6 protein-coding genes are annotated in these 15,276 nt (G+C 36.1%); 4 read left to right on the forward strand and 2 right to left on the reverse strand.

Going from position 1 to position 15,276, the window contains the following annotated elements; all coding sequences use genetic code 11:
• Positions 1-13: 13 nt before the first annotated feature.
• The 3 genes from rpoB to ACFQ1K_RS02835 all read left to right on the forward strand — a co-directional run bounded on the left by rpoB (position 14) and on the right by ACFQ1K_RS02835 (position 8,613).
• A complete protein-coding gene (gene rpoB, locus ACFQ1K_RS02825; protein WP_320556173.1) occupies positions 14-3,826 on the forward strand; it encodes a DNA-directed RNA polymerase subunit beta in 3,813 nt (1,270 codons plus the stop codon).
• Positions 3,827-3,901: 75 nt separating this feature from the next.
• Positions 3,902-8,203, forward strand: a complete 4,302-nt coding sequence (gene rpoC / locus ACFQ1K_RS02830; protein ID WP_320556172.1) for a DNA-directed RNA polymerase subunit beta' — start codon at positions 3,902-3,904, stop codon at positions 8,201-8,203.
• 92 nt (positions 8,204-8,295) lie between these two features.
• Positions 8,296-8,613: a DUF3467 domain-containing protein gene (locus ACFQ1K_RS02835; RefSeq protein ID WP_320556171.1), complete on the forward strand. Its 318-nt coding sequence runs from the start codon at positions 8,296-8,298 to the stop codon at positions 8,611-8,613.
• A gap of 76 nt (positions 8,614-8,689) precedes the next feature.
• Here the strand turns inward: ACFQ1K_RS02835 and ACFQ1K_RS02840 are convergent, their stop codons facing one another.
• Complete coding sequence (locus tag ACFQ1K_RS02840; RefSeq protein ID WP_320556170.1) at positions 8,690-8,920, reverse strand: (4Fe-4S)-binding protein; 231 nt, start codon at positions 8,918-8,920, stop codon at positions 8,690-8,692.
• Between the two features lie 137 nt (positions 8,921-9,057).
• Complete coding sequence (locus ACFQ1K_RS02845) at positions 9,058-10,647, reverse strand: peptide chain release factor 3 (RefSeq protein ID WP_320556169.1); 1,590 nt, start codon at positions 10,645-10,647, stop codon at positions 9,058-9,060.
• A 470-nt stretch (positions 10,648-11,117) separates the two neighbouring features.
• Between ACFQ1K_RS02845 and ACFQ1K_RS02850 the strand changes: the two genes are divergently transcribed.
• A partial coding sequence (locus tag ACFQ1K_RS02850) for a beta strand repeat-containing protein (RefSeq protein ID WP_386133752.1) occupies positions 11,118-15,276 on the forward strand: 4,159 nt, incomplete at its 3' end.

The raw sequence follows: 15,276 nt of genomic DNA on the forward strand, positions 1-15,276 counted from the left end.
ATCTCGTTCATCAATGTTAGCAAAAAAGGCTGAAAGAATTAATTTCTCTTCTATTGTAAATAGAACAGATTACCCAGACTTTTTGGATATTCAAATAAAATCCTTCCAGGATTTTTTCCAATTAGAAACAAAGTCAGAGGCAAGAGAAAATGAAGGTCTATATAATACCTTCATGGAAAACTTCCCAATCACAGACACACGTAATCAATTTGTATTAGAATTTTTAGATTACTTTATCGATCCTCCACGCTACACTATAGAAGAGTGTATTGAGAGAGGTTTAACCTACAGTGTTCCTTTAAAAGCTAGATTAAAGTTATACTGTACAGATCCTGAGCACGAAGATTTCGAAACCATCGTTCAAGATGTGTATTTAGGGACAATACCTTACATGACGCCTAGTGGTACTTTCTGTATCAACGGGGCTGAGCGTGTTGTTGTATCTCAGTTACATCGATCGCCAGGTGTATTCTTTAGCCAGTCGTTCCACGCTAATGGTACTAAGTTATATTCCGCAAGAGTTATTCCTTTCAAAGGGTCCTGGATAGAATTTGCTACGGATATCAATAGTGTAATGTATGCTTACATTGATAGAAAGAAAAAATTACCAGTTACAACACTTTTCCGTGCAATTGGTTTTGAACGTGATAAGGATATTTTAGAAATATTTGATCTTGCAGAAGAGGTTAAGGTTTCTAAGTCTGGTTTAAAGAAAGTTATCGGTCGTAAACTTGCAGCTCGTGTACTTAATACGTGGCATGAAGATTTCGTTGATGAGGATACAGGTGAAGTTGTATCTATTGAACGTAACGAAATTGTATTAGATCGTGACACCATTGTAGACAAAGATAACATTGAAGAAATCCTTGAAGCTGGGGTGAAAACTATTCTTTTACATAAAGAAAGTGCACAGCAAGGAGATTATGCAATTATCCATAACACTTTACAAAAAGATCCAACAAACTCTGAAAAAGAAGCTGTTGAACATATCTATCGTCAATTACGTAATGCTGAACCGCCAGATGAGGAGACAGCACGTGGTATAATTGATAAATTATTCTTTTCTGACCAACGTTACTCATTAGGTGAAGTAGGTCGTTACAGAATGAATAAAAAATTAGGTTTGGATATCGGAATGGATAAGCAAGTACTTACCAAAGAAGATATCATTACCATCATAAAATATTTAATAGAGTTAATCAACTCTAAAGCAGAGATAGATGATATCGATCACTTATCTAACCGTCGTGTACGTACAGTTGGTGAACAGTTATCGTCTCAGTTTGGTGTTGGTTTAGCTCGTATGGCGCGTACTATCCGTGAGCGTATGAATGTTCGTGATAATGAGGTATTTACGCCAATTGATTTGATTAATGCTAAGACGTTGTCGTCTGTTATTAATTCATTTTTTGGTACTAACCAATTATCTCAGTTTATGGATCAAACCAATCCATTAGCGGAGATTACGCACAAGCGTCGTCTATCGGCTCTTGGACCTGGAGGACTGTCAAGAGAAAGAGCAGGTTTCGAAGTGCGTGACGTTCACTATACACACTACGGAAGACTTTGTCCAATTGAAACACCAGAAGGACCAAACATTGGTCTTATTTCTTCACTTTCGGTATATGCCAAAGTTAATGCAATGGGATTCATTGAAACTCCATATAGAAAAGTTGAAGACGGCGTGGTAGATATTAAAAACACACCTACCTATTTAAGTGCCGAGGAAGAAGAAGAAATGATGATTGCCCAAGCCACTGTTGAAGTTGACGGCAAGGGTAAAATTCAGCATGATAAAGTCATTGCACGTCAAGAAGGAGATTTTCCAGTGATTGAACCAACAAATGTTAACTACACAGACGTTGCACCAAACCAAATTGCTTCTATTTCGGCATCATTAATTCCATTCTTAGAACATGATGATGCTAACCGTGCATTGATGGGATCTAACATGATGCGTCAGGCTGTTCCATTATTAAGACCTGAAGCACCAATCGTTGGTACAGGCTTAGAACGTCAAGTAGCATCAGACTCTAGAGTATTAATTAATGCTGAAGGCGAAGGTGTTGTTGAGTATGTAGATGCTGAAAAAATTGTTATCAAATATGAGCGTACCGAAGAGGAAGCTATGGTAAGTTTTGATAGTGATACTAAGGAATATCCTTTAGTTAAGTTTAGAAAAACAAACCAAGGTACCTCGATCAACTTAAAACCTATTGTAGAAAAAGGCGATAAGGTAACAAAAGGCCAGGTCCTTTGTGAAGGTTATGCTACGCAAAACGGTGAGTTGGCACTTGGTAGAAATATGAAAGTAGCCTTTATGCCTTGGAAAGGGTATAACTTTGAGGATGCGATTGTAATTTCTGAAAAAGTTGTTAGAGATGATATCTTTACATCTATCCACATTGATGAGTATTCTCTTGAAGTAAGAGATACTAAATTAGGTAATGAAGAATTAACTAACGATATACCAAACGTTTCTGAAGAAGCTACAAAAGACTTGGATGAAAACGGTATGATTCGTATTGGTGCGGAGATTAAACCCGGTGATATCTTAATTGGTAAGATTACACCAAAAGGTGAATCTGATCCGACTCCAGAAGAAAAATTACTTCGCGCAATATTCGGTGATAAAGCTGGTGATGTAAAAGATGCTTCTTTAAAAGCTTCTCCATCATTAAATGGTGTAGTTATCGACAAAAAATTATTCGCAAGAGCGGTTAAAGATAAGCGTAAGAGAGCTCAAGATAAAGAAGATATCGAGAAGTTAGAGGATGCTTATGATAAGCGTTTTGATGATTTAAAAGCAGTTCTAGTTGAAAAGTTATTTGCAATAGTAAATGGTAAAACTGCTCAAGGTATTTACAATGATCTTGGTGAGGAAATTATACCAAAAGGTAAAAAATACACCTTAAAGATGCTAAATGCTGTTGATGATTATACACATTTAACGTCTGGTAAGTGGACAACTGATGACCACACAAATGAACTTGTAGCAGATTTAATTCACAACTATAAGATTAAAGAAAATGACCTTCAAGGTTCGTTAAGACGTGAGAAATTTACTATCTCTGTAGGTGATGAATTACCTGCGGGTATCATTAAATTAGCTAAAGTTTACATTGCTAAAAAGCGTAAACTAAAAGTAGGTGATAAAATGGCTGGTCGTCACGGTAACAAGGGTATTGTTGCACGTATAGTTCGTCAGGAGGACATGCCGTTCTTAGAAGATGGAACTCCTGTAGATATCGTTCTTAACCCATTAGGTGTACCTTCTCGTATGAATATTGGTCAGATCTATGAAACCGTATTAGGATGGGCAGGGCAGAATTTAGGAAGAACCTTCGCGACGCCAATTTTTGATGGTGCGACTCTTGATCAAATCAACGAGTTAACAGATGAGGCTGGTGTACCAAGATTTGGTCATACCTACTTATATGATGGAGGTACAGGTGATAGATTTGATCAACCAGCAACTGTTGGTGTTATCTATATGATTAAACTTGGTCATATGATTGATGATAAGATGCATGCACGTTCTATCGGACCTTATTCATTAATTACGCAACAACCATTAGGTGGTAAAGCACAATTTGGTGGTCAGCGTTTTGGTGAGATGGAGGTATGGGCACTTGAAGCTTATGGAGCATCAAGTACACTACGTGAGATCTTAACTGTAAAATCAGATGACGTGATTGGTAGAGCAAAAACCTACGAAGCTATCGTTAAGGGTGAGCCAATGCCAGAACCAGGACTACCTGAATCGTTCAATGTATTAATGCATGAATTAAAAGGTTTAGGATTAGATATTAGATTAGAAGAATAAAAAAAGTAGTAGGCAGTCGTCAGTACATACTAAGTCTGTGTACTGAAGGCTGAAAACTGAATACTATAAAATAACATGGCAAGAAAACAAGATAAGAATACAGTACAGAAATTTAATAAAATTTCTATCGGTTTAGCGTCACCAGAATCTGTTTTAGCGGCTTCTCGTGGTGAAGTATTAAAGCCAGAAACTATCAATTATCGAACTCATAAACCAGAACGTGATGGTTTGTTCTGTGAGCGTATTTTTGGTCCTGTAAAGGATTTTGAATGTGCTTGTGGTAAATATAAAAGAATACGTTACAAGGGTATTGTTTGTGACCGTTGTGGTGTTGAGGTAACTGAAAAGAAAGTACGTAGAGATAGGGTAGGACACATTAATTTGGTTGTTCCTGTAGCTCATATTTGGTACTTTCGTTCTCTACCAAATAAAATAGGTTATTTACTAGGTTTACCGTCTAAGAAATTAGATATGATCATTTATTATGAGCGTTATGTGGTTATCCAACCAGGAAACGCCATGAATGCTGAAGGTGAACCTGTACAGAAAATGGATTTCTTAACAGAAGAAGAATATCTTAATATTTTAGAGTCTCTTCCACAAGAAAACCAATACTTAGAAGATACAGACCCAAATAAGTTTATTGCTAAAATGGGTGCTGAATGTCTTATAGATTTATTAGCTAGAATCGATTTAGATCAATTATCTTACGAGTTAAGACATAAAGCTAATAATGAAACTTCTAAACAACGAAAAACTGAAGCGCTAAAACGTTTACAAGTTGTAGAAGCATTTAGAGAGTCTAATGAAAATAGAGAGAATAAGCCAGAATGGATGATAATGAAGGCTATTCCTGTTATTCCACCAGAATTAAGACCCTTGGTTCCTTTAGATGGTGGTCGTTTTGCTACTTCAGACTTAAATGATTTATACCGTCGTGTAATTATCCGTAACAACCGTCTTAAACGATTGGTTGAAATAAAGGCACCAGAAGTAATCTTGCGTAATGAAAAACGTATGCTACAAGAATCTGTAGATTCGTTATTTGATAACACACGTAAATCTTCTGCTGTAAAAACAGATTCTAACAGACCGTTAAAATCATTATCAGATTCATTAAAAGGTAAGCAAGGACGTTTCCGTCAAAACTTACTTGGTAAACGTGTTGATTATTCTGCACGTTCGGTAATTGTTGTTGGACCAGAATTGAAATTATTCGAATGTGGATTGCCAAAAAATATGGCAGCAGAACTTTACAAGCCTTTCATAATTAGAAAGTTAATTGAAAGAGGTATTGTAAAAACTGTAAAATCTGCTAAGAAGATTATAGATAGAAAAGAGCCTGTTGTTTGGGATATCTTAGAAAATGTTCTTAAAGGACATCCAGTATTACTAAACCGTGCTCCTACGCTACACAGACTTGGTATCCAAGCTTTTCAACCGAAGTTAATTGAGGGTAAAGCAATCCAGTTACATCCATTAGTATGTACGGCATTTAATGCGGATTTTGATGGTGACCAAATGGCGGTACACTTACCATTAGGACCAGAAGCGATATTAGAAGCACAATTATTAATGTTGGCTTCACATAATATTTTAAATCCAGCAAATGGTTCACCAGTAACGGTACCTTCTCAGGATATGGTACTTGGTCTGTATTATATGACTAAGTTACGTAAATCTGATAAGGATTATACAGTCAAGGGTGAAGGATTAACATTCTACTCTCCAGAAGAGGTAACAATTGCCTACAATGAGAAGAAGGTAGATCTTAATGCTGGTATTAAAGTTAGAACAAAGGACTTTAACGAAAATGGAGAATTAACAACTCAAATTATTGAGACAACTGTTGGTAGAGTGCTTTTTAACGAAAAGGTACCGGAGGCTGCAGGTTACGTGAATGAGGTTTTAACTAAGAAGTCATTAAGAGACATTATTGGAAAAATCTTGAAAGTAACTTCTGTTCCTGAAACGGCAGAATTTTTAGATGAGATAAAAACATTGGGTTACAAGTTTGCATTCCAAGGTGGATTATCGTTTAGCTTAGGTGATATTATTATCCCGGAAGAAAAGCATACTATGATAGAAGCTGCAAACAAGCAGGTAGATGGTATTACAGGTAACTACAATATGGGTCTTATTACCAATAACGAACGTTATAACCAAGTTATCGATATCTGGACTTCTACCAATGCTGAGTTGACTGAGCTGTCTATGAAACGTATTCGTGAAGATCAACAAGGATTTAACTCCGTATTTATGATGTTAGATTCTGGAGCTCGTGGTTCTAAAGAACAGATCCGTCAGTTAACCGGTATGCGTGGATTAATGGCTAAGCCAAAGAAATCTAATGCAGGTGGTGGTGAGATTATCGAAAACCCAATTCTTTCTAACTTTAAAGAAGGACTTTCAATTTTAGAATACTTTATCTCTACCCATGGTGCTCGTAAAGGTCTTGCCGATACGGCTCTTAAAACTGCAGATGCAGGTTACTTAACACGTCGTCTGGTAGATGTGTCACAGGATGTTATTGTATATGAAGAAGATTGTGGTACGTTAAGAGGTATTGAGGTTTCTGCACTTAAGAAAAATGAGGAGGTTGTTGAGAAACTAGAAGATAGAATTGTTGGTAGAACATCGCTTAATGATGTTTATGATCCACATACTGAAGAGCTAATTGTAGAAGCTGGCGGTCATATCGATGATGTCATCGCTAAGAAAATAGGTAATTCGGTTATAGAATCTATCGAAGTACGTTCACCATTAACATGTGAGGCCAAAAAAGGTATATGTGTGAAGTGTTACGGACGTAACTTGGCAACTGGTAAAATGGTACAGCGAGGTGAAGCCGTTGGTGTAGTTGCAGCACAGTCTATTGGTGAGCCTGGTACACAGCTTACGTTGCGTACGTTCCACGTAGGTGGTATTGCTGGTAACATTTCTGAAGAGAATAAATTGGTAGTTAAGTTTGATGGTATCGCTGAAATCGATGATCTTAAAACAGTTAAGACCAAAGATAATGAAGGAAACGAAGTTGACGTTGTCATCTCGAGAACTTCAGAACTGAAATTAACGGATGCCAAAACAGGTATAGTTTTAAGTACAAATAACATACCTTACGGTTCTCACATCTTTGTTAAGCCAGGAGCTAAAGTGAAGAAAGGTGACGTAATATGTCAGTGGGATCCTTACAACGGTGTAATTATTTCAGAATTTGCCGGTAAGGTGAAGTATGAAAACATTGAGCAGGGGGTAACTTATCAAGTAGAAATTGATGAACAGACTGGTTTCCAAGAAAAAGTAATTTCAGAATCTAGAAACAAGAAATTGATTCCTACGTTATTAATCGAGGATAAGAAAGGTGAAACTATCCGATCTTATAACCTACCTGTTGGTGCTCACATTATGATTGACGATGGAGACAAGATTGACGTTGGTAAAATCTTAGTGAAGATACCACGTAAATCTGCGAAGGCTGGTGATATCACTGGTGGTCTTCCACGCGTAACAGAGTTATTTGAAGCACGTAATCCATCCAACCCAGCTGTTGTAAGTGAGATTGATGGAGTTGTGTCTTTTGGTAAGATTAAACGTGGTAACCGTGAAATCATTATAGAGTCTAAATTAGGTGAAGTTAAGAAGTATCTTGTAAAATTATCTAATCAAATCCTTGTTCAGGAAAATGATTATGTTAAGGCAGGTATGCCATTATCAGATGGTTCTGTTACACCAAACGATATCCTTAACATTAAAGGGCCTTCAGCGGTTCAGCAATACTTAGTAAATGAAGTACAGGAAGTATATCGTTTACAAGGTGTGAAGATTAATGATAAGCACTTTGAAGTAGTTGTGAGACAAATGATGCGTAAGGTCAGAATCATGGATTCTGGTGATACAATTTTCTTAGAAAATCAATTAGTACACAAGGACGACTTCATTGAAGAAAATGATAAGATATTCGGAATGAAAGTCGTTGAGGATGCTGGAGATTCTGAGAACTTAAAATCTGGACAAATCGTGACGGTTCGTCAGTTAAGGGATGAAAACTCTATCTTGAGAAGAGAAGATAAAAATCTCGTTACGGCTAGAGATGCTCAGCCTGCAACAGCTACACCGATACTTCAAGGTATCACACGTGCATCCTTACAAACTAAATCCTTTATTTCGGCAGCGTCGTTCCAAGAAACTACTAAAGTTCTTAACGAGGCAGCAGTTAATGGTAAAGTTGATACTTTAGAAGGATTAAAAGAAAATGTTATTGTAGGTCACAGAATACCAGCTGGTACTGGGGTAAGGGCATATGATAATATAATCGTTGGTTCTAAAGAAGAGTTTGACCAAATGATGAAGGCAAAAGAAGAAATGAACTTCAACTAAAAGTTTATCATTCCTGCGAAGGTAGGAGTCTAAATAAACAAAAGCCTTCATTCTAATAGAGATTGAAGGCTTTTATAATTTAAAATAATAGTATGTCAGAAGAAAAAAAGAATTTAAAAAAAGGACAAATAAATATAGAATTGGATGAAAAAGTTGCTGAAGGTACCTATTCTAATTTGGCGATAATTAACCATTCCGTATCGGAATTTGTTGTAGATTTCGTTAGTATTATGCCTGGTACTCCAAAAAGTAAGGTAAAGTCTAGAATAATCTTAACACCACAACATGCTAAGCGTTTATTAAAGGCTTTAGGGGATAATGTAGCGCGTTTTGAAAAGGCACATGGTGAAATTAAAGATTACGAGCAGCCTCCAATACCATTAAATTTTGGTCCAACAGGACAAGCATAAATTTAAAATTAATAGAAAACAAAAAATCCTCATACTTAATTACTATGAGGATTTTTTATTACTTAAAAAGTAAACTTTAGGCCACATCTTTTTGATTTAGATGATACTTTAAAGCACCAGACGGACATTTTTTAATTTGATTCACAATCACATCGGTTTCAGCACCGTCTAAATCAATCCATGGAATCACGGAATTTCTAAATACTTCTGATAGTTGCTTGGCACAAATACCAGCATTAACACAACAACGTGGTTCATAGGTTACAGTAATATCCTTATTACTGAAAACGTTTGCATTTACATCCATAATAAGTAGATTAGATTGGGGTTAATCTTATTATCAAATTAAATATTGACTATCAAGAATAGTTAAAATGTCGTTAAAAAGCAAATAATATCGATAAAGTACAAAATATTTCTTCTCTTTTCGATGAACTTCATGGATTAATCAAATTCGGAGGTCATATGAAAGGTGATGCTAGGATATTTCTGTTGGGTCATTTGTAAAGTAAACATTGAATCAGCTAAAAAAACCAATTGATTTTGTTTGTCTCTTGCCAAATAACGTTGTTTTACCCTTAAAAAATCTTTAAACTCTTCACTTTTTTCATTATCCGTATGCACCCAACAAGCTTTATGCACATTAAGATTTTCATAAGTACACTTTGCACCGTATTCATGCTCGAGCCTATATTGAATAACTTCATATTGTAAAGCTCCAACGGTTCCAATAACTTTTCTTCCATTATAATCCAAAGTGAACAATTGGGCAACGCCTTCATCCATTAATTGATCAATACCTTTGTATAATTGCTTCGCTTTCATAGGGTCCGCATTATTAATGTACCTAAAATGTTCCGGCGAAAAACTAGGAATACCTTTATAGTTTAGAACTTCACCTTCAGTTAAAGTATCACCAATTTTAAAATTTCCAGAGTCTTGCAAACCAACAATGTCACCTGGATATGAGATATCCACAATTTCTTTCTTTTCAGCAAAAAATGCATTCGGACTAGAAAACTTAAGCTTCTTATTATGTCTAACGTGTAAGTATGGTGTATTTCGTTTAAATTCACCAGACACAATCTTGACAAAGGCCAATCGGTTACGATGATTGGGGTCCATATTGGCATGAATCTTAAATACAAAACCAGAGAACTGTTCTTCATCAGGTTGTACCAAACGTTCTTCACTTTTTTTAGCTCTTGGTTTAGGTGCAATTTCAATAAAGCAATCCAGCAATTCCCTAACTCCAAAATTATTTAGAGCGGATCCAAAGAAAACAGGTTGTAAATTACCTTTTAGATAAGAGTCTTTATCAAATTTAGGGTAAATACCTTCAACTAATTCAAGTTCATCTCTTAGAGTTTGTGCAGGTTTATTGCCAACAAGTTGATCTAATTCTTTGGAATTTAAATCCGATATTTCTATAGTCTCGTTAATATGTAGTTTGCTTTCACCTTTAAAAAGGTTGATATTTTTTTCCCATATGTTATATATACCCTTAAAGTCATAGCCCATTCCAATCGGAAAACTTAAAGGAGTTACTCTAAGACCTAATTTTTGTTCTACTTCATCTAAAAGATCGAAGGCATCCTTTCCTTCACGGTCAAGTTTGTTAATAAAAACAATCATGGGGATATTACGCATTCTACAAACTTCAACGAGTTTTTCGGTTTGCTCCTCAACACCTTTGGCGACGTCAATAACGACTATAACGCTATCAACAGCAGTTAAAGTTCTAAATGTATCCTCAGCAAAATCCTTGTGACCTGGGGTGTCCAAAATATTAATTTTAACACCGTTATACTCAAATGCTAAAACTGATGTGGCTACTGATATACCACGTTGGCGCTCTATTTCCATAAAGTCACTAGTGGCACCTTTTTTAATTTTATTACTTTTTACAGCGCCAGCTTCCTGTATAGCACCACCAAAGAGCAGTAATTTTTCGGTTAAAGTTGTTTTACCTGCATCTGGATGTGAAATGATACCGAATGTACGCCTTCTATTTATTTCTTTTTTAAAACTCATATTGTTAATTGAGGTGCAAAATTAAAATAAACATGAACATAAATTATAATTTATTCTATGTTATTAATCTTAGTTTTTTGCAGATTAAGCATTTTTGATAGATTAATTTGTCAATTCATCGAATTTTTGACTTCAATAAATTAACTGTAAGTAACTTTCAAACAATTATAAATCAGTAATAATCATTTTACTTTTGTTTATATGAAAATAATCCCCAAATCAAACCCTTACTTACAAATAATCAGGTTGATTAAAAGCAATCTCTTCCTTAATTAGATTTAAGTACCGGCATTGATAGTGGATTACGCTCATATTTTTGATATGTAATAATAACTTATCAATAAAACTTTAGTACTAAGATTCTTACTCAATAAATTGGTTATTTACACTTTATCGAATATATTTGCGTTTTATCGATGATTTGATTTATCGCTAAACTTGCTTTTAATGACATATCAACCTTTAAGATTATGAAGAATTATACTAGAGTGCCGTTGTCAAGTAAACTAATACTTTTTGCGGTAATTTTTATTTCTACACTTTTGAATAAATCTTTTGCTCAAACAGCTGTTACAAATATTAATGCTAACTACGTAGATGTTAATGACTCATCTAACGACTATAATATTAATGGTTATGGTGGTACTTATCCTACTGGGACAAACTACACTATTCAGCATACAACGGTAACTTCATCAAGTAACAACCTTGTACTATCGGATTTTTCCATTGGAGCTGACAACTATGTGCCATTTTTGATTGCGGATGAATCTTTTGTTCAAAGAGTTGATAATGCCAATGTCACTGGAAATAGACAAGTAATATTTCACGAGAGAGAAGTAATTTCTGGTACAACTTTGCAACTTGATTCTGACTATGTGGCAACAAATGAGGCTGTATTTAATAGTACTATAATTAATAGAGGAGCTGATAACACATTCGCTAATCAAGGTGGTGCCAATATAAATAATATAGAAAGGATTGATTTTGTATGGACCACTGGTCTAGCAACTCCTACACCAGCCTTAAGTGGATTTTTAGTTCTAGAAAGAGGAGGTAATGATCCTTTTAAAGTTGCCCCAATTTTATCAATTGATGGTAGTAACCAACCAACTAGCTATGGTAATTTACTGTCTGTTCCAGCCTCTAATTGGGGTGATACAGGAAATACTATTCAAACAACAGTTTTTGTCAAAGACGAAGCCGATGCGAATTTAAGACCATCAACAGATGTGGGCAATCAGAATATTAATGCTGTATACGTATCGTTTTCAGATTTAGGCATAGCACCTAATACTACTGTTTATGGTTACAGTATAATACCAAACGATGTCAACACTACTTCTCATACACTAACCGATGTAACGACTTTTCCAACAGCCACTTCAAGTGCAAGTGGTCAAGGTGGTATTGATTTAATAGTGACTGGGGCGGTTTACAATGCAGATGGTAATTTAGCACGCGCTTTAATTATCACTGCAAATGATGACGATTTTAGTGCTACAACATTTGGTAGCGCTGGTGGAACAACTTCTACCGTATTCACCAATGACGATGCAAATGGTACGACACCGGCAACAAATGCATTGATCGACAATAATATTAATATTTCTAATGATGATGGTTTAATAGGAGTTGTTATTAATAACAACGGAACAATTGATGTGCCATTCGGAGCGACTCCGGGAACTTATAATGTAGAATATCAGATTTGCTTAACTGCAGATAATACAATTTGTGATACAGCAATTGCGACAATTGTTATTGTTGATGATTGTGATGCTTTAGCTTCAGGTAATACAGATACTGATGGAGATGGTGTGTCCGATGTCTGCGATTTTGATGACGATAATGATGGTATTTTAGATACCAATGACATCGATTGTGCACCTGGACCATTAGCATTAGGACAAACATTTGCAGATAATACTGGTTCAAATTTTAATGCAGAGTTTATCCCTAATGTATATGAATATGGAGGAGCAAGTGTAACTTTTGGCTATGAACCTTATGGAGGTTCTGCATGGCATCTTAGTGGTGTTACAAGTCAAAATAATCCAGGCATTTTACCAGATGGGGATTACATTAATGCGATAGCAGATGGTACTACATTCCCTGAAAATGAACACGTACGGTTTTATTTTAACTTCTCTGAACCTGTATATAATGTTAATTTTAAAGTTGGTGGTCTTGACAATTCTGACAGAGCAGACTTTTTTGCAGTAAACAATACAGATAATGTACCAGTTAATATTTCCGATATAAATGTTGGTGCTAATCTTACGATAAATGGTCAAAGTGCGGTGACAGGTCCATCGGCAAATGCAAACGCACCATCAAACAGTATTGCAATTCAAATTGATGGTCCAGTAACACAAATTATTATAGATGTAGGAAATCAAGATGGTAATGAATTAGAAACTGTAGAGATTCAATTCTATGAGATGCAATATTGCCTTCCATTAGATACCGATGGTGATGGTGTTATTGATATTTTAGATTTAGATTCGGACAATGATGGAATTTACGATATAGACGAAGTAGGTGGAACCGATTTTAATAATGATGGTCAGGCCGATGGTGCTGTCGATGCAAATGGTATCCCTGCTTCAGCTAGTGGAGGAATTTCACCGATTGATACTTTAAATGATGGAAGCTTTGATTATCAGAATACAGATAGTGATGGTGATGGATGTGCCGATGCCAATGAGGCATATGGTAATGTCACTGCCGCAGGTATCGATGGTGGACAATTTGGTTTTCCAGATCCCGCAAATGTTGACACTTCTGGTTTGGTAGATTTGGGTGCACTCGTAGATTATGATATTGGTACTAATCCATCGGTAACTGATCCAACTATAAATTCAGTTTGTGATCCATGTAATGCAATTTCTTCAGGAAATACAGATACTGATGGTGATGGAATTTCTGATATATGTGATGAAGATAATGACAATGATGGTATTATAGATATTTATGAGCAAGATTGTTCTCCTGGTCCAATTGCCTTAGGTCAAACATTCTCAGATAATACAGGTTCGAATTTTAATGCAGAATTTATACCTAACGTTTATGCTTATGGAGGTGCGAGTGTTACTTTTGGCTATGAACCTTATGGAGGTTCGGCTTGGAACCTTAGTGGTGTATCTAATCAGAATAATCCTGCCATTTTACCAGATGGAGAATATATTAATGTAATTGCCGATGGTACAACCTACCCAGAAGGTGAAGTAGTTAGATTTTATTTTACGTTTAGTCAACCGGTATACAATGTTAATTTTAAATTAGGAGGACTAGGTGATTTTGAAAGAGCTGATTTTACAGCAACAAATGGATCAGATAACTTACCTGTTAATTTGTCTGACATCAATGTTGGTGGAGGTTTAACAATTGCCAATCAAAGTGCTGTAACAGGTGCTTCTGTAGATTCTGCTGCTCCAGCAAACAGTATAAATGTATCAGTTTTTGGTCCAGTTACGGAAATCATTGTGACTGTTGGTCAACAAGATGGAGACGAATTAGAAAATGTAGATTTGCAATTTTATGAAATGCAATATTGCCTTGATCTAGATACAGATGGTGATGGTGTTAATGATGTTGTCGATTTAGATTCTGATAACGATGGAATCTATGATATAGATGAAGCAGGAAATGGGGCTTTAGATACTAATAACGATGGAATTTTAGATTCTAATGATGCAAGCTTTAGTGATGGTGATGGAAACGGTGCAGATGATACAGCGCAGGCAAATATTCCAGTAGATACATTAACAGATGGAAGTTTCGATTTTCAAAATACAGATAGTGACGGTGATGGTTGTCCTGATGCAAATGAAGCTTACGATAGTCCATTTGTTTCAGGTTCTGATGGTGGGCAATTTGGTGAACCCGATCCTGCTTCAGTGGATTCAAATAATGGGTTAGTTACAGAAGCAGGTGTAGACTATTCTTTAGGAACTAATTCAGCTGTCACTGATCCAGGTATTGCATCTAGTTGTGTTATCAACCCAAGCATTACAACTGTTAAAACATTTACCGATATTGATGGAAATGCTCTAACCACAGAATATAGTGCTGTTGGTGAAGTTATCAACTATACAATCACATTAACTAATAGTGGTAATGTTGATATTTACAGTCCAACAATGGTTGACACCACGGCAGATTCAGCACCAGTGAGGGGAGGAGATGCACCGGGTAATGATGATGGAGTTTTAAATGTTGGTGAAACATGGACATACATAGCATCTCACACAGTAACTCAGGCAGACTTAGATAATGGTTCTTACACAAATACAGCTGAAGCTGATGGTTCTGCAGATACGACAAATGATGGTTCAGGTGATACTCCTGTTGATAATGATGAGAGTGAAACTGTCAATGCAATTCAATCTTCTAATTTTGAACTGACCAAGACAGCAGCGATCACCAATGATGTCGGTCCAGCCGGAGCGAGCTTAGGGGACGAGCTGACCTATACCTTCAGTGTAGAGAACACGGGTAATGTAACGATCAGCAACCTGGCGATCGACGATGCCCTAACGGGCAGTGTTGACCTGGCGATCACGCCATCGACCCTGGCACCAGGTGCCACGGGTACGGTCACTGCGACGTATATCATTACCCAGG

It is taken from the genome of Winogradskyella aquimaris, assembly GCF_042676105.1.
Taxonomy (GTDB): domain Bacteria; phylum Bacteroidota; class Bacteroidia; order Flavobacteriales; family Flavobacteriaceae; genus Winogradskyella; species Winogradskyella aquimaris.

Coding starts and splice junctions, on each gene's coding strand:
- ACFQ1K_RS02840 (WP_320556170.1), bottom strand. CDS start 8,920: ATGGATGTAAATGCAAACGTTTTCAGTAATAAGGATATTACTGTAACC.
- rpoC (WP_320556172.1), top strand. CDS start 3,902: ATGGCAAGAAAACAAGATAAGAATACAGTACAGAAATTTAATAAAATT.
- ACFQ1K_RS02835 (WP_320556171.1), top strand. CDS start 8,296: ATGTCAGAAGAAAAAAAGAATTTAAAAAAAGGACAAATAAATATAGAA.
- ACFQ1K_RS02845 (WP_320556169.1), bottom strand. CDS start 10,647: ATGAGTTTTAAAAAAGAAATAAATAGAAGGCGTACATTCGGTATCATT.
- rpoB (WP_320556173.1), top strand. CDS start 14: ATGTTAGCAAAAAAGGCTGAAAGAATTAATTTCTCTTCTATTGTAAAT.